Here is a 15,158-nt window from a genome sequence, read left to right on the forward strand (position 1 = left end):
TTAGTACTTGTAGAAGCCGCGGCCGCTCTTCTTGCCGTACCAGCCGGCGTCCACGTACTGGCGCAGCAGCGGGCTGGGACGGTACTTGGAGTCACCGAGGCCCTTGTGGAGCACCTCGGCGATGTAGAGCACGGTGTCCAGGCCGATGAAGTCCGCGAGCTGCAGCGGGCCCATGGGCTGGTTGGTGCCCAGCTTCATCGCGGTGTCGATGTCCTCCACCGTGCCCAGGCCCTCCATCAGCGCGAAGCAGGCCTCGTTGAGCATGGGGATGAGGATGCGGTTGACGATGAAGCCCGGGTAGTCCTTGGACACCACCGTCGTCTTGCCCATCTTCTCGGCCAGGGCGCGCGTGGTGGCATACGTCTCGTCGGACGTGGCGGCGCCGCGGATGAGCTCCACCAGCTGCATCACCGGCACCGGGTTCATGAAGTGCATGCCGATGACGGACTCGGGGCGCTTCGTGGACGCGGCGATGCGGGTAATCGGAATGGACGAGGTGTTGGTGGCGAGGATGCCGCCCGGGCGCACCACGGCGTCCAGGTCCTGGAAGATGCGGCGCTTGAGGTCCTCGTTCTCCGTCACGGCCTCGACGGCGAAGTCGACGTCCTTCGCCTCCTTCACATCCGTGAGGGTGGCGAGATTGGCCTCGGCGGCGGCGCGCTTCGCCTCGTCGAGCTTGCCCTTCTCCACCAGCTTCTTCAGGCCGCCCTTGATGCGGTCCGCGCCCTTGGCGAGCCCTTCCTTGGACACGTCCGCCAGCGTGACGCGCAGACCGGCCTGGAGTGCCACCTGCGCGATGCCCGCGCCCATCTGACCCGCCCCGACGACGACGATATGCTCCGTTGCCATGGTGTTCGCGAACCCCTCGCTCGGTATGTGAGTGACGTGCGGGCGCCCATAGCCCACGCGTCCGGGGCGGTCAACGACCGGTGGGCGGCATCCGGAGCTGGCGGACGATGTACGGCTCCTCTCCCACCTCCAGCGACTCCTCCAGCTTCAGGCGGCGCTCGTACCCCTCCAGCTTCACGAAGATGCGCACACGCCAGGTGCCTTCGGGCACGTCCAGGGCGAACGTCTCCTCTGGCGGAGGCCCCGAGGTGTAGAAGCGCTCCTCGCGCTTGAGCACCTTGCCGTCGTCGTCCACCACCTGGAGGTCCAGCGCCCGGGCCACGCCCCACCCCGTCCCGTCGAACTGGAGCCGCAGCTCGTGCTCGGGCTTGCCCGTGTGTTGCCAGAGCCACAGCCCGAAGCCCGCCAGGATCAGCAATGGCAGCCGCTTCACCAGCGGACTGGAGCGCCAGTGGCCACGCTCGGAGGTGGAGACAGGAGGCGTGTCCGTCACCGCTACTCCTTCTTCGTCCGCTTGGCGCCGGGGCGCCGCGCGTTCAGCTCGGAGACGACCACGCGGGGCGAGCCGGACTTCTTCTCCTTCGGCTCGCTGGACGGCCCGGCGTCTTCGTCTCGGTCCGCCTTGTCCGGGGGCACGAGGCGGATCTGCGCCTTGATCTCCACCGTCATGCCGGACATGAGCTTGAGGAACTCGTCGCGCAGCTTCTCCGACTGGAGGAAGCGGCGCAGCTCGTCGGTGACGGCGCGGGTGATCTCGTCCTTGGTCTTCTCCGCCTGACCGAGGATGAAGCCCAGCGCCTCCTTGGGCAGCTTGAGCTGGCCGGCGAGGTTGCGGATGCCCTCCTCCGTCATGAAGAGGGCACCCAGACCGGCCACGGCCATACGGCGGACGAATTCCGGTACGAAGCCCGCGGGGCCGCTGGAACGCCCCGCCTGCCGGTCGTCATCGTCGAGCAGCGGGTCGGGTGGGAAGTCGTCGTTGCCGGCCGAAGCCATGAAGCCTCTCCTTGGGAGTTATCGGGCCTGCACCACCGGTAGCGGCACGCTCTTCATGCTCTGCGCGGACACCCGTCCCGCCACATTGCGAGCGACCTCCATGAAGGCCTTCGCCTCCAGGCTGTCCTTCGCACTCAGCACCACCGGCACGCCCGAGTCTCCGGACTCGCGCACCTTCAGGTCCAGGGGGATCTCCCCGAGGAATGGGATGCCGAACATCTCCGCCGCCTTGCGGCCGCCACCGTGGTTGAAGATGGCCGTGACGTGCGAGCAGTTCGGGCAGACGAACTGGCTCATGTTCTCCACGATGCCCAGCACGGGGATGTGGACCTTGTCGAACATCTGCTTGGCGCGCACCACGTCGGCCAGGGCCACGTCCTGCGGCGTCGTCACCAGCACGGCGCCCGCGGCGCGGATGGACTGGGACAGCGACAGGGCCACGTCACCGGTGCCCGGCGGCAGGTCGAGGATGAGGTAGTCCAGCTCGCCCCAGTTCACATCGCGCACCAACTGCATCAGCGCGCCGTGGAGCATGGGACCGCGCCAGATGAGCGCCTGGTCCGCCTCCACGAGGAAGCCGATGGACATCACCTTGAGGCCGTGGGCGACGAGCGGCTCCAGGGACTTGCCGTCCGGGCTCACGGGCTTCTTGTCCGCGAGGCCCGTCATCAGGGGCACGGAGGGGCCGTAGAAGTCCGCGTCGAGCAGGCCCACCTTGGAGCCATGCATGGCAAGCGCGGTGGCGAGGTTGAGGGCCACGGTGCTCTTGCCCACCCCGCCCTTGCCGGCGCCCACGAGGATGACGTTCTTCACCTTGGGGAGCAGCGCGCCGCCGGGGACGCCGCCGCCGGCCGCGCGGACCTGGGCGCCCCACTCGATGTCGAAGGTCTTCAGCCCGGGGACGGTCTTGAGCGCGGCCTCGGCGTCGGCCTGGATCTTCCCCTTGAGCGGGCAGGCCGGAGTGGTGAGCTCGATCTTGAGTTTCACCGAGTCGCCCGCGATGCGGATGTCCTTCACCATCCCCGCCTTCACGAGGTCCACGTGGAGCTCGGGGTCCATGACCTTCGACATCGCCGCGAGGACGGCCGCCTCGGAAACGCTCATCTGAACACCTGAAACCTTTTGGAAAACGGGCGGTTGGGGGCCGCCAACGGGCGCGGAATCTGCCAGCCCCCCGGGGGCTGTCAACGTCGTTTAACGCCGCTGTACCACGGGCGCACCCTGGCGGGCTGTCGCCCGGTGGAGCCTGGACGGCGGGCTGAAGGGGCCCATCAGGAGGACTGGAGGATCAGGGGGCGGGCGGGCCATCACTCGATCGATGCCACGCGGTACTCGCCGTCCTCCAGCACCAGGACCACCGCGCGGTCCTCTCCGAGGGGGAACAGGGCCTCCCCCGCGCCGACGCGGACGTTGGTGTTGAGGGCGAGCCGGGCCCGGCGCAGGCGCTCCTTGGCGAGGGGCTCGCGCTCGAAGTCCTCGCGCAGGCGCTCGGGGGTGTAGCGGGCTCGCAGCGGCGCGGCGAGCAGGCTCCAGGCCTTCTGCCACTCGCGGGCCTCCACGGTGTCGAGGAATCGCGAGAGGGCCGCCCGGGGCACGTCGGCCGGCCGGGATTCCACCACGCGCCAGCCCTGCCCGGTGTGGGCCAGGGTGACCGAGGGGGCACGGGCCTCCAGTACCGCGGTTCCGGAGCGCACGGCGGCGGCGCGCTCGCGGCGGGTGGCCTCGTCGGAGTAGCGGTCCAGGAAGGCGACCTCGCCCTCGGGCGCTCCGTTGGTGAGGGCGTAGGCGTCCTGGAGGCGCCCCTCGTCCAGGGCCCGGGCATAGGCCTCGGCGACGGAGACGGGCTCGCGCGGGGTGGTGGCGCAGGCGGCCAACAGGGGCAGGCAGAGGAGGACGGTGCGCTTCTTCATGGGTGCGCGGAACCTAGCACCGGATGGCGCGGAGACGCGCGGGGCTCAATGCGGGACTGGCGTGGCGTATGACTGGGAACAGAGGATCATCCTCAGCAGGTACACCTCGACGAGGTCTCTCAACTCACTCTCCTTGCAGAGCCTCCCTGCGACGGCGCGGCGATTGCCTGCTTCGAAATAGGAGACGACGCACAGGTTCCCCTTCGCATCGATGGTGATGGCGTCGGTGGACCCGAGAGGCTCTGCGGCAGTCGCCATCGTCAACCAGAGATTGTGGAGGCTCGTCACTGCGTAGACCGTCGCTGGGAGCTCCAGTTGTTGGAGCTCACTCAGGAGGCGCACGAACCGAGGCGGAGCATTCCCGCCGTGGAACTCCCGCGTGTACGCGCTGACCAGACCCGGATCGCTTAGGGGGATCCACACCGGAAGGCTCTATAGTGGCCAGCTCGAGTGGCAATAAAGCCCCCCTATTGCACCACCGGCCGGCTCGACGGCAGGCCCCACTCGCTCCACGAGCCGTCGTACACCCGGATATCGGAGTAGCCCGCGAGCGTCGCCGCGAGCGCGTCCACGCAGGCCGTGACGCCGGAACCGCAGCTGAACACGAGCTTGCGGCGTGCTCCGACCTTGCTCTCGAACAGCGCCTTGAGCTCGGTCGCGCTCTTCGCGTGGCCCTTCATCTGCACGTCCGTGAACGGCAGATTCACCGCGTTGGGCATGTGTCCTTGCCGCAACCCCGCGCGTGGCTCCGGCTCACGCCCCTCGAAGCGGCCCTGCGAGCGTGCGTCGACCACGGCGCAGCTCGCGTCTTCCAACGCCCGTTCGACGGCCACTGCGTCGCAGAACGCATTGCCGGTCGGCCTTGCCACGAAGTCGCCGGTGCGCTCGACGCGCTCCGGATCCGTGGCGGTCGGATGTCCTGCTGCGATCCATGCTGGCAGGCCACCGTCGAGCACGGCCACCTGTGAATGCCCCATCGCCTTGAACATCCACCAGGCGCGCGGGCTGGAATACAGGCCGACCCGGTCGTAGACGACCACCACGCTGTCGCGATTGACGCCGAGCCTGCGCGCCTCACGCTCGAAGTGCTCGGGGCTCGGCATCATGTGCGGAAGGGACTGGGCGTGATCGCTGAACGCACCGTCGAGGTCGAAGACGCGGGCGCCGGGAATCCGCGCGGGTGCGACCTCGGGAGCGGAGGTCGCGGCTGCGCCTACGGGCTTCAGCTTCACTTCCAGGAGCACGAGGCGTGGATCGCCGAGCATCGACTGGAGTTCGGGCACAGAAACGATCGCGCTCACTGAATTCACGGATGCACCCTCTTCCTGAAGTACGCCTTCGCCTGGGTCGGCGATTCAAACGAAGAAGGCGCATCCGGGTAGAGCGCCAGCAGACCTGTCTCCGCGGCCCGGACCACATTGAGACACGCGTGATCCAGGGAGTCGACCAGGAAGAGGCCGCCTCGCGTGTACTTGCATTGACCCACCAGGGACACGGTGGTCGCCCACTGTTCGCACGCGGCTCGGACGCGATACGGGGACGCGACCAGCTTCGCGAGAGCATCCCGTTCACAGAGCTTGGCCCGGTAGTTCAGCGCGTAATACGCAAGCTCCTCGTCCCGGTCGCTGGACAGCTTCTTCATGAGCTTTGCCACTTCCGGCCGCGACGGCTGCACGTACAGGGCGAACGCCAGCACCCTGCGCTGAGCGCCGGACGCGCGTTGGATACGCGCCGCGAGCACCGTGGAGTCATAGCGACGCGCCAGTTCTCGAGCCAGGTCCCAGTCCGAGGCCTCGCACTTCAGGGCATCACCCGCGCAGGACAGGACCTGCTCGAGCTCCATCTGTTCGAGAGGGGGAGCAGGAACCGCCGCCATCATCAGCACCAGCAGGAGTGTCCGCATGTCTATTCATCACCGTAGTAGTCCGCCTGAGCCTGCCCGTATCCGGTGACGGAGAAGCCGTCAAAGTCCCCGGAGGACGCCATCCCACCACTCCATCAACAGGTCGCGGAGTCCCTCGCCCACGAGCCCGGAAACATCATCGAACGCCTCGGCACCCCAAGGCCCACCCAGGCCCCACGCCGTGGGGCACAGCGCATACACCTGCGCCCGCGCCGCGCCCATCAGCAGCTTCAGCAATGACAGTCGCCGCTTCGGCCCACCGTAGGTGATGACGTCGAACCGCTCCGCGGACACCTTCGCCAACTCCAGCGCGCGGCTACACGCCGCCTCGAAGCCGCCGACGTGGTCCACCAGCCCCACCCCCTTCGCCCGCATCCCCGAGTACACCCTTCCCTCCGCCAGCGTGTGGATCTCCTCCGGCGTCCGGCCGCGTCCCTTCGCCACGGCCCCCAGGAACCCCTGGTAGATCTCCTCCACCTCCGCCTCCAGCGTGGCGCGCTCGCGCGGCGTGAATCCACGTGAGTTGGAGTTCAGGGCCGCGTTCTCTCCCCGGGCGATCACCGTCTGGTGCACGCCCAGCCGCTCCATCAACACGGACGCGTCGAACTTCCCCGCGAACACACCGATGGACCCCACCACCGCGTGCGGCGTGGACCAGATCTCCTTCGCGCCCACCGCCACCATGTACCCGGCACTGGCGCACACCCGGTCCATGAACGCGATGACGGGCTTCTTCCGCCCCACCCGCTGCACCGCCTCCAGCATCTGCTCCGAAGCCAGCGGCGCGCCTCCGGGGCTGTTGACGTAGAGCACCACCGCCTTCGTGCGCCGGTCCCTCCCTGCGGCACGCAGCGCCTTCACCACCGTGCCCGACGTCGCCATCCGGTCACTGCTCCCCGCCTGTCCGGGGACGATGACGCCCGACACCGGCACCAGCGCCACGCGTGGCAGCCGCTTCATCCTCCGCCAGCGCACCGGAGGAAAGGGCACCGTGGCCAGGTACGTCGCCATGGACTCCAGCTCCGTCTCGTCCTCGGGCGCCTCCCCGGCCTTCACCAGCCCCAGGTGCACCGGCAGGTCCGCCTCGCTGACCAGCGCGTCCACCAGCCCCGCCTCCACCGCCCGCCGCGCGCTGAAGGGGCCCTGGTCGATGAGCGTCCGCACCTCCTCCGGCGTCTTGCGGCGCCCCCTCGCCACCGCGTCCACCAGGTCCACGTAGCGCTCGTCCAGGAACGACTCCACCGTCCGCGCCTGGATGTCCGACACCGTGGCGTGGGTGAAGAGCTCCGGCGCCGTCTTGTAGTCGCCGCGACGCACGAAGTGCGCCTGGATGCCCACGCGCGACAGCCCCTCGCCCAGGGCCGTGGCCTCCGCCGCGTAGCCCACCACGTCCACCCGGCCCATGGGCGCCAGGAGCACCTCGTCCGCCGCGCACATGACGGGGTAGGTGTCCGTCTCCACGCTCACCGCCCAGGCCACCACCCGCTTGCCCGCCCTGCGGAACTCCGCCAGCACGTCCACCAGCGCGTCGCGCTTGGCCGGCGGCACCGCCAGATTCTCCACCTCCAGCAGGATGCCCTTCACCCGCGCGTCCCCCGCCAGCAGCCGCAGGGACTCGCGGAAGCGCTCCACCGAGGTGACGGCGGCCGGCTCCGGGCGCGTCCCTCCCAGCTGGAATCGGGACTTGCGCCGCTCGCGGTACGGCGGGTCCCCCGTCAGGCGGAAGCGCACATAGGCCGGCCGGTGGCGGGCGGCGAGCAGCCGGAAGGGCAGTCCCAGCAGGCTTCGCAGGAGGAGGATGAGGTTGGCGAGGGCGATGAAGGGGAGGCGCAGCATGGCGTCCTGGGAGGAAATGTGGGCGTTCTGCGCCGTAACGGAGGCCCCACAACCGCGCAAGCCCTGTTCAGCCCGTCCGTTGGGTCGTGTTAGCCTCCGCCCTCATGCGAAACGCCCTCCCCCGGCTCGTTCTCGTCCTCGCCCTCTGCTCGGGCGGTGCCGCGCTGGCCCAGCCCCGGCGCCAGGTGCAGGAGTTCAAGGCCCAGCGCGAGCTGACGGCCGAGGAAAAGGAAATCGCCAAGCAGCGCGCCATGGGCAACAACCTCAACTCCTATGGCAAGGACATCCAGGTGAAGCAGCCGCCCATCCCCTGGATGGCCATTGGCCTGGTGGTGCTCGTCTTCGCGACCGCCGTGCCCTTCGGGTTCCGGGCCTACCGGAACACGACGAAGGAGATCTCCGGCGCCAACACCTTCGGTGCCAACCGGGGTGACGAAGAAGAGGCCTGAGCCTCGCTCGTCAGCGCGGGCGGACCTCCACGGCGCCGCTCGCATCCACGCTGACGTGCACCGGTAGAAAGCGCTCCACCACGCGCGCATGCGTGGTGAGGTGGTCGGTGATGCGCGCCGCAGTGAAGCGCGTGGTGCCCGGCGTGGCGGGCCCCAGCCGTCCGGAGGCCAGCAGCGCCGCGGGCAGGAGGATCTGATCCGCGAGGTGCTCGTCGAGCGCGCCCCCGGTCTCCATGAAGTCCGCCAGCGCCACGGCGGCCTCGCGCCCCACCTCCTCCGCGGCACGTCCCCGCTCGCCCAGCGCGGTGAAGCCGGCGATGGTGTGCTCGAACTGGGCCAGCACGAAGGTGACGGTGCCCACCGAGCGCGTCACCGGCAGCGGCCGGTTCTCCGCCTCCGCGAGGATGCCCCGCTCGCGCAGCGCGGCCACGGCGGCGCGGGACTGGCGCTCGGCGATGGTGAACGGCAGCCCGCCCGTGAACGAAGACACGCGCACCTCGCGCAGCATGCCGCGCGCGGGGAGCTCCACCAGCAGCGGCGGCTCCTGGGGCGGGCCCACCTCGGCGACGATCTCCCCCGCGCCCTCCGGGTAGAAGCCCGCGTGCGGCAGGGTGAGCTGCACCGGCAGGCCGTACGCGCGGGCCACCGGCTGCCAGACGTTGGCGACGTAGTGGTAGCTGGGGCTGTGCGGCAGGTGCGTGCCGCCGCGCAGGGTGAGCTGCCCGCCGCCTGCCAGCGCCAGCGGGTAGACGAGGCACTGGAAGAGCAGCGGCGTGCTGCCGGCGGTGCCCACTTCCAGCAGGTAGTCCCCCGCGCGCACGGGCCCGGGGGTGAAGGTGATTTCCGAGGCGCCCACGGTGGCGCCCTCGCTGGAGCCGCCGCTCAGGGCCTCGGCGCCGCGCACGCAGGCCAGGTGCTGGGGGCGCAGGCCCGGTGGATCTCGCTTCTCGCGCAGGCGGCGGATGCGGAAGGGGCGGCCGGTGATGAGCGACAGCGACAGCGCGGTGCGGAGGATCTGCCCCCCTCCCTCACCCTCACTCCCGTCGAGCTCCACCCGCCCGCTGTCGGGCCCCTCCGTGCCGGTCATGTCCTCACGTCCAAGGCGTTACCGCGTGGCAGGTGCAGCGTAACAGGAACGCCTGGTGATCTCCCGTGCGGAACGGACGTTCCATTTCGTCCGTCCGCCGGAGATGTCGGGCCGGAAGCACTGCGACTTCCGGCCCGCGCTTCGAGTCTTCGAGTCCGTGCCCTACTCGTCCGCCGACGGCAGCACGCCCACCTTCACGGAGCTGGGGTGCGCCGCGGACATGTACACGCGGTGGAACGCGCGCGTGAAGTCCGCGTCCTTCGCCTCGAAGATGTTGGGGACGAAGGTCTGCGGGTTGCGGTCGATGAAGGGGAACCAGCTCGACTGCACCTGGATCATCAACCGGTGCCCGCGCTGGAAGGTGTGGAACACGTCGTTGATGACGAAGCGCACCTTCGTCACCTCGCCGGGCTTGAAGGGCTTGGGCTCGCTGTAGCTGTCGCGGAAGCGGCCGCGGAACGGCTCACCGCGCACCAGCGTCTGCTGGCCGCCGCGGTTCTTCTTCCCCTGGTCGTCATCGTTCTTCTTCCACCCGCGCAGCTTGCCCGGATTCACGTCCACCAGCTTCACCACCCAGTCCGCGTCCGTGCCGGTGGTGGACACCCACAGCTCCGCCTCCAGCGGACCCGCCAGCGTCAAGTCACTCGCGAGCGGCTCCGTCTCGAACACCAGCACGTCCGGCCGGCGCGAAGCGAAGCGCTGGTCCTCCGTCATGTAGTTCTTGCTCCAGCCGGGGTTCAGCTCCTGCGTGTACGGCACCGGCTTGTCCGGGTCGCTCACGTACTCGGCGAAGGACTCCGTGGTGCCCGTGGGCGCCTTGTTGAAGGTCAGCGCGCCCTTCGGCTGGAAGTAGAGCTTCGTCTCGCGCACGCCCTTCGGCGGCCAGCTCTCGAAGCGGCGCCAGCGGTTGGCGCCCGTCTCGAACACCAGCGCCTCCGGCAGCTCCGGCTTCTTGCCGTCCTTGAGGTACGACTTGAAGAAGTCGAGCGCCAGGTCCTGGTACGTCTCGCTCGACTTGAGGCCGAACTCCGCGTCACCCAGCGCGGAGCCCTCCGTGCCCTGCCAGCCGCCGTGCTGCCACGGGCCCATGATGAGCGTGTTGGTGGTGCCCGGGTTCTGCTTCTCGATTGCCGCGTAGGTCCGCAGGGGCCCGTACAGGTCCTCCGTGTCGTACCAGCCGCCCACCGTCATCACCGCCGCCTTGATGTTCTTCAGGTGCGGCAGGAGGTTTCGCGCCTGCCAGAAGGCGTCGTAGTTGGGGTGCGCGACGAGGTCCTTCCAGAAGGAAATCTCGCCCTTGAGGTGGTTCGCGTCCGCGTTGCTCAGCGCTCCCACGTCCAGGAAGAAGTCATACGCGTCCGGCGTGCCGAGGTCGTACGGCTTCCACTCCTCGGCGTCCGTGGGCTGGGGCCGGGGCTTGCCGAACACGGAGAAGAAGTTGAACGCCATTCCCAGGTTGAAGGCGCCATGCCGGTGCATGTCGTCCCAGAACCAGTCGGCGATGGGGGCCTGCGGGGACACTGCCTTGAGCGCCGGGTGCGAGTCGATGGCGCCCGCCGACGTGTAGAAGCCGGGATAGGAGATGCCCCACTGCCCGACCCGGCCGTTGTTGTTCGGCACGTTCTTCACCAGCCACTCGATGGTGTCGTACGTGTCGGTGCTCTCGTCGACGTCCTTCGGCCCGGCCTTCTTCGGGTTGTGCGGGCGCACGTTGAGGTACTCGCCCTCGGACATGTGGGCGCCGCGCACGTCCTGGCCGACGAAGATGAAGCCTTCCTTCTCGAAGGCCTCGCTGGGCCCCAGCGAGTTCGCGTACCGGTCCACGCCATACGGTGCGACGGTGTAGGGCGTGCGCACCATCAGCATGGGGTAGCGCTTCGCCGGGGACGCGTCGACGGGCACGTACACGGAGGTGAACAACCGCTTGCCGTCGCGCATGGGGATGCGGAACTCGTACTTGGTGTAGCGCGAGCGGATGCGGTCTACACGCTCTTGGGACCAGCCATAGGGCGGCTTCGGGGCCTGCGGGGCGGACTGCGCGCCCGCGGGGCCGGCGAGGGAGAACAGCAGCAGTGCCGCGAGGCTGCGGGACACGGTGGGCATGCACGCTCCTGGAGGAGAGGGCGTCATTCTGGGGGAACACGACCGGCGTCGGAAGCTCCGACTCCGGGGCGCCACCAACGCACGTCCCGCCCTTTTGTTCCCCAGTCCGTGTAACGCCGCGGCGCGGCACGCCGCCTACTCCGACGGATGCCCTTCCGGGAGCGGACGGAGACCCGCGCGCAGGGTGCGAAGCTCGCGCTCGGCCTCCTCGAGCCGGGTGGAGAGCTCCTCCACGCGGCCTTCCTGCCGACGCAGCGCGGCCTGTGTCTGACGCAGCTCCACGAACAAGGCCACCCTGTCGCGCAGCACGTCCGACACCAGGGGCTTGCGCATGTAGTCCACCGCGCCCTGCTTGAAGGCCGGCTGCAGCTCCGGGGAGTCTCCGTCCAGGCCGGTGAGGAGCAGGACGGGGGTGCGCCGGTTGCGCTCGCGCTGGCGCAGCAGCGTCAGCACCTCCACCCCATTCATGTCCCCCAGTCGCAGGTCCAGGAGGATGACGGCGAAGTCCTCGTCGAGCACCCGTCGCAGCGCCTCCTGTCCGGACGCGGCGCGCACCAGGCGCTGGCCGAGCGGCGCGAGGATGCACTCCAGCGCGAACAGGTTCGCGGGGAGGTCGTCGACCAGCAGGATGCTCACCTGCGAGGCCGAGGAGGCGGGACGTGGGGGCGTGGCTTCGGGCACGGGTCTCGAGCGGAGGGTCGCGGGCACGGTGCGGCCAAGAATGGCCGGTTCCGCGCGACTTCCAGCAGAGCCTCTCACGACAACCGTCTCGCGGTGCCGACAAGAAAACACTTCACCCGGGGAGTGGACGTTCCCCGGCCCGTGCGTCCTACCCCCGCCCTTCCCCGCCCTCGTCCGGGGCCGCATCCAGCCCGTACTTGCGCAGCTTGTCGTGCAGCGTGGCGCGGCCGATGCCCAGACGCCGAGCGGCCTCGCTGCGGTTGCCGCCGGAGATGCGCAGCGCATCCAGGACGAGGCCCCGCTCGTACGCTTCCACGCGCTCCTTGAGGCCCGCGCCGTCCGGAGCCTCCGCGCTGGCGCTGGGGCCCGAAGCGGCGGCTCCCGCCGGGGCTCCGGGGGCCGGCGGGGACTCGGAGACGGGCAACAAGCCCAGGTCCAGCTCACCGTCGCTGGAGAGCGCGACGAGGCTCTCCAGCGTGTTCTCCAGCTCGCGCACGTTGCCCGGCCACGGCAGCGCGCGGAGCTTCTCGAAGAAGCCCTCGGGCACCTTCAGCGGGCCGGTGTGGAAGCGGTCGCTGAATCGGTCCAGGAACATGCGCGCCAGCACCGGGATGTCCTCCGGGCGCTCGCGCAGCGGGGGCACGCGGAGCTGCACCACGTTGAGGCGGTAGTAGAGGTCCTCGCGGAACGTCCCCTCCGCGGCCCGGCGGCGGAGGTCCCTGTGCGTGGCCGCGAGGATGCGCACGTCCACCTTGACGGGCCGGTCCTCGCCCACCGGTCGCACCTCGCCCTCCTGCAGGACGCGCAGCAGCTTGGCCTGGAGCGGCGGAGCCAATTCCCCCACCTCGTCCAGCAGCAGCGTGCCGCCGTCGGCCTCGCGGAAGAGGCCCTGACGCACGCGGTGCGCGCCGGTGAAGGCGCCCTTCGAGTGGCCGAACAGCTCCGCCTCCGCCAGCTCCTCCGTGAGCGCCGCGCAGTTGAAGCGCAGGTAGGGCCTGTCCGCGCGCGGCGAGGCCCGCACCAGCGCCTCCGCCACGCGCTCCTTGCCCGTGCCGCTCTCGCCGGTAATCAGCACCGTCACGTCCCGCGAACCCGCGCGCTGGACGAGCTGCGCCAGCCGCCCCATGGCCTCCGAGGCGAACACCAGCGAGCGGGACAGGTTCAGCTCGCCCGCGAGCCGCTCATTCTCATCGCGCAGCCGCACCGCCTCCAGCGCGCGGGTGACGACGGCGAGCAATTCGTCCACGTCGAAGGGCTTGCGGAAGTAGTCGTACGCGCCCGCCTTCACCGCCTCCACGGCGAAGCGCTCCGAGCCGTGCGCCGTGACGACGATGATGCGCGGCGCGTGGGGCTGGCCGTGCAGCCGCTTCACCAGCTCCATCCCGTCCACGCGCGGCATGCGCAGGTCGGTGATGACCAGCTCGTACGGCCGCGCCGCCAGCTTCGCCAGGGCGACCTCGCCGTCCTCCGCGACGTCCACCGAAACACCGGGCAGGCTGCGCAGCGTCTCCTTCAGCGTGAAGCGCACGCCCGCGTCGTCGTCCACCACCAGCACATGGTGGGTGGCTTCTGCTGCCGCGCCCGCCTCAGCCGGCATGGGCCACCTCGCTCGCGCCCACGGGCTCGAGGACGTCCGCGGGCAGCTCTCGCGGCAGCACCAGCTCCGCCACGCACCCGCCACCGTTCCGGTTCGTCAGGGTGACATCACCCCCGTGCTGGCGCGCCAGCGCGCGTGCCACCGTCAGTCCCAGCCCGGAGCCCTTCGCCTTGCTGGTGACGCCCGCCTCGAACGCGCGGCTGGCCACCTCGGGAGGCAGGCCCGCGCCCGTGTCCTTCACGGACACCCGGGCCTCACCGATGGAGTTGGCGTCCACCTCCAGGATGACCTGGCTACCCGGGGGGCTCGCCTCGATGGCGTTGTGGAGCAGGTTCATCACCACCTGCTTCACCTTGCGCGAGTCACACACGGAGAGCACGGGCCCCTGCCCCATGCGCTCCAGCCGGATTTCGCCCTGGGCGGCGAGCCCCTCATGCAGCACCAGCGCCTCGTCACACAGCGCCACCAGGTCCACCGCGCTCACCGACAGCGGGACGAGCGGCCGCGAGAAGTTGAGGAACTCCTCCAGGATGCCCTGCATGCGCACCACCTCGCTGGACAGCACCTCCAGGCGCTCGGTGGGCTGGGCGCGGCCGGCCTCGCGCACCATGAGCTGGGTGAGCCCCTTCACCGTGGCCAGCGGGTTCTTCAGCTCGTGGGCAATCTCCCCGGACATGGACTCCAGCGCGCGCGAGTAGGAACGGTGGGTGGCCAGCAGCTCGTCCCGCTGCGCCAGCGCCTCGCGGAGCATGTCGTCGAACGTCCCGCGGATGGCGGCGCCCGCCGCGTTGACCATGATGATGAACAGGAACATCAGCAACGCGATGGCGAACATCCACGGCCGGGGCGGCGCCCCCAGATAGGACAGCGGCAGCATGGGCAGCCAGCCCGCGAGCTGGGGCAGTGCCATCAATGACAGTGCCGCGAGCTCCGCCTTGAACAGGCGCAGGTGCCACTTCCGCGGAAGCGTGGTGGCACCCACGAAGGCCAGGGGGATGACCATCGGCAGCAACGGGCTGGCGAGCCCTCCCGTCCCCATCACCAGGCTCTGCTGGAAGAACACGCCGAGCAGGAGGTTGACGGGCACGCTCCGCCGGGTGAGTCCCTCCCGGTTGTAGCGGCGCAGCTCGTAGATGAAGAACGACAGGGCACCCACCACCTGGAGGACCAGCCAGGTCATCCGCCACGGCGCGGGGTCCATCGCCGCCATCCACGCCACCGCCAGCATCAGCCCCGCGCCGACGGAGGCGCGCAGCATCACCATGCGCCCGAAGATGCGGCCGATGTGCCGGAGCTGGATGTCGTCGAAGTTGCGCCGGGTCCTCGAGTCCATGTCCTGCCCCTTCCACTCACACCGCGCCGTTCATGGTACGCCGGCGCGGCCTCCATCAATCACCCGTAGCACGCGGCGGGCCACGCGCCGCTTCCCGCGCGTCCCCTTGCCGGCCTGCCCGCCGTCATCCTCCCCCTTGCGCGAGGGCTTCCGGGTGCCGGGCGAGGCCTGTCTTCCGGCGCCGCCCCGCGCCCGTGGCGACGCCTTGCCGGCGGCACGCGTGAGGCTCGGGAGCGGCAGACAGAAGAACAAGTACATGTCGAGCAGCATGGGGCGTCTTCCCTTTCCTCAAATGCGCACGGGATGTGGACCACGACTCGCTGAGCAATGGTGATGCCATCGTCCATGGCCGCCACCAGGGCCCCTCTTCCCCAAGGAAAGAGGACGGGCGCAAGGTGCCACGCCGCCCTTTCC

At 69.8% G+C, this 15,158-nt stretch carries 16 protein-coding genes; 1 reads left to right on the plus strand and 15 read right to left on the minus strand.

The window, feature by feature from the left end; all coding sequences use genetic code 11:
* The 9 genes from G4D86_RS25065 to sppA form a co-directional block, all read right to left on the minus strand.
* On the minus strand, positions 1-849 hold the full coding sequence (locus G4D86_RS25065; protein ID WP_163996542.1) for a 3-hydroxyacyl-CoA dehydrogenase family protein: 849 nt from the start codon (positions 847-849) through the stop codon (positions 1-3).
* 70 nt (positions 850-919) lie between these two features.
* Positions 920-1,342 carry a hypothetical protein gene (locus G4D86_RS25070; protein ID WP_163996543.1) on the minus strand — a complete coding sequence of 141 codons (423 nt, stop codon included), beginning with the start codon at positions 1,340-1,342 and terminating at the stop codon, positions 920-922.
* A gap of 2 nt (positions 1,343-1,344) precedes the next feature.
* Entirely contained in the window at positions 1,345-1,845 is a 501-nt protein-coding gene (locus G4D86_RS25075) for a hypothetical protein (RefSeq protein ID WP_163996544.1), read from the minus strand.
* A gap of 18 nt (positions 1,846-1,863) precedes the next feature.
* Positions 1,864-2,949: an Mrp/NBP35 family ATP-binding protein gene (locus G4D86_RS25080; protein ID WP_163996545.1), complete on the minus strand. Its 1,086-nt coding sequence runs from the start codon at positions 2,947-2,949 to the stop codon at positions 1,864-1,866.
* A gap of 203 nt (positions 2,950-3,152) precedes the next feature.
* Positions 3,153-3,755, minus strand: a complete 603-nt coding sequence (locus G4D86_RS25085) for a hypothetical protein (RefSeq protein ID WP_163996546.1) — start codon at positions 3,753-3,755, stop codon at positions 3,153-3,155.
* 45 nt (positions 3,756-3,800) lie between these two features.
* Positions 3,801-4,178, minus strand: coding sequence for a hypothetical protein (locus tag G4D86_RS25090; RefSeq protein ID WP_163996547.1), 378 nt, complete (start codon positions 4,176-4,178; stop codon positions 3,801-3,803).
* A 44-nt stretch (positions 4,179-4,222) separates the two neighbouring features.
* The gene (locus G4D86_RS25095; RefSeq protein ID WP_205519723.1) at positions 4,223-5,065 is read right to left on the minus strand and encodes a sulfurtransferase; all 843 of its coding nucleotides are present in this window, start codon (positions 5,063-5,065) and stop codon (positions 4,223-4,225) included.
* On the minus strand, positions 5,062-5,658 hold the full coding sequence (locus tag G4D86_RS25100) for a hypothetical protein (RefSeq protein WP_163996548.1): 597 nt from the start codon (positions 5,656-5,658) through the stop codon (positions 5,062-5,064). The genes G4D86_RS25095 and G4D86_RS25100 overlap by 4 nt, the downstream gene beginning before the upstream one ends.
* 60 nt (positions 5,659-5,718) lie before the next feature.
* Positions 5,719-7,494, minus strand: coding sequence for a signal peptide peptidase SppA (gene sppA / locus G4D86_RS25105; protein WP_163996549.1), 1,776 nt, complete (start codon positions 7,492-7,494; stop codon positions 5,719-5,721).
* 104 nt (positions 7,495-7,598) lie between these two features.
* Here sppA and G4D86_RS25110 point away from each other — a divergent pair, with 104 nt between their 5' ends.
* The gene (locus tag G4D86_RS25110; RefSeq protein ID WP_163996550.1) at positions 7,599-7,943 is read left to right on the plus strand and encodes a hypothetical protein; all 345 of its coding nucleotides are present in this window, start codon (positions 7,599-7,601) and stop codon (positions 7,941-7,943) included.
* A 10-nt stretch (positions 7,944-7,953) separates the two neighbouring features.
* Here the strand turns inward: G4D86_RS25110 and rtcA are convergent, their stop codons facing one another.
* The 6 genes from rtcA to G4D86_RS25140 form a co-directional block, all read right to left on the minus strand.
* On the minus strand, positions 7,954-9,030 hold the full coding sequence (gene rtcA, locus G4D86_RS25115; protein ID WP_163996551.1) for an RNA 3'-terminal phosphate cyclase: 1,077 nt from the start codon (positions 9,028-9,030) through the stop codon (positions 7,954-7,956).
* A gap of 162 nt (positions 9,031-9,192) precedes the next feature.
* Complete coding sequence (locus tag G4D86_RS25120) at positions 9,193-11,133, minus strand: CocE/NonD family hydrolase (protein ID WP_163996552.1); 1,941 nt, start codon at positions 11,131-11,133, stop codon at positions 9,193-9,195.
* A 135-nt stretch (positions 11,134-11,268) separates the two neighbouring features.
* Positions 11,269-11,814, minus strand: a complete 546-nt coding sequence (locus G4D86_RS25125; protein WP_163996553.1) for a response regulator — start codon at positions 11,812-11,814, stop codon at positions 11,269-11,271.
* Positions 11,815-11,962: 148 nt separating this feature from the next.
* Positions 11,963-13,411, minus strand: coding sequence for a sigma-54-dependent transcriptional regulator (locus G4D86_RS25130; protein WP_163996554.1), 1,449 nt, complete (start codon positions 13,409-13,411; stop codon positions 11,963-11,965).
* A complete protein-coding gene (locus G4D86_RS25135; protein WP_163996555.1) occupies positions 13,401-14,744 on the minus strand; it encodes a sensor histidine kinase in 1,344 nt (447 codons plus the stop codon). Before G4D86_RS25135 ends, G4D86_RS25130 begins: the two co-directional genes overlap by 11 nt.
* A 30-nt stretch (positions 14,745-14,774) precedes the next feature.
* On the minus strand, positions 14,775-15,014 hold the full coding sequence (locus tag G4D86_RS25140) for a hypothetical protein (protein WP_163996556.1): 240 nt from the start codon (positions 15,012-15,014) through the stop codon (positions 14,775-14,777).
* Between the last annotated feature and the right edge of the window lie 144 nt (positions 15,015-15,158).

It is taken from the genome of Pyxidicoccus caerfyrddinensis, from assembly GCF_010894405.1.
GTDB classification, from domain to species: Bacteria; Myxococcota; Myxococcia; order Myxococcales; family Myxococcaceae; genus Myxococcus; species Myxococcus caerfyrddinensis.

Excerpts from the sequence above, each read along its gene's own strand:
- G4D86_RS25135 (WP_163996555.1), bottom strand. The coding sequence starts at position 14,744 with ATGGACTCGAGGACCCGGCGCAACTTCGACGACATCCAGCTCCGGCAC.
- rtcA (WP_163996551.1), bottom strand. The coding sequence starts at position 9,030 with ATGACCGGCACGGAGGGGCCCGACAGCGGGCGGGTGGAGCTCGACGGG.
- G4D86_RS25130 (WP_163996554.1), bottom strand. The coding sequence starts at position 13,411 with ATGCCGGCTGAGGCGGGCGCGGCAGCAGAAGCCACCCACCATGTGCTG.
- G4D86_RS25075 (WP_163996544.1), bottom strand. The coding sequence starts at position 1,845 with ATGGCTTCGGCCGGCAACGACGACTTCCCACCCGACCCGCTGCTCGAC.
- G4D86_RS25085 (WP_163996546.1), bottom strand. The coding sequence starts at position 3,755 with ATGAAGAAGCGCACCGTCCTCCTCTGCCTGCCCCTGTTGGCCGCCTGC.
- G4D86_RS25100 (WP_163996548.1), bottom strand. The coding sequence starts at position 5,658 with ATGCGGACACTCCTGCTGGTGCTGATGATGGCGGCGGTTCCTGCTCCC.
- G4D86_RS25140 (WP_163996556.1), bottom strand. The coding sequence starts at position 15,014 with ATGCTGCTCGACATGTACTTGTTCTTCTGTCTGCCGCTCCCGAGCCTC.
- G4D86_RS25065 (WP_163996542.1), bottom strand. The coding sequence starts at position 849 with ATGGCAACGGAGCATATCGTCGTCGTCGGGGCGGGTCAGATGGGCGCG.
- G4D86_RS25080 (WP_163996545.1), bottom strand. The coding sequence starts at position 2,949 with ATGAGCGTTTCCGAGGCGGCCGTCCTCGCGGCGATGTCGAAGGTCATG.
- G4D86_RS25110 (WP_163996550.1), top strand. The coding sequence starts at position 7,599 with ATGCGAAACGCCCTCCCCCGGCTCGTTCTCGTCCTCGCCCTCTGCTCG.
- G4D86_RS25120 (WP_163996552.1), bottom strand. The coding sequence starts at position 11,133 with ATGCCCACCGTGTCCCGCAGCCTCGCGGCACTGCTGCTGTTCTCCCTC.
- sppA (WP_163996549.1), bottom strand. The coding sequence starts at position 7,494 with ATGCTGCGCCTCCCCTTCATCGCCCTCGCCAACCTCATCCTCCTCCTG.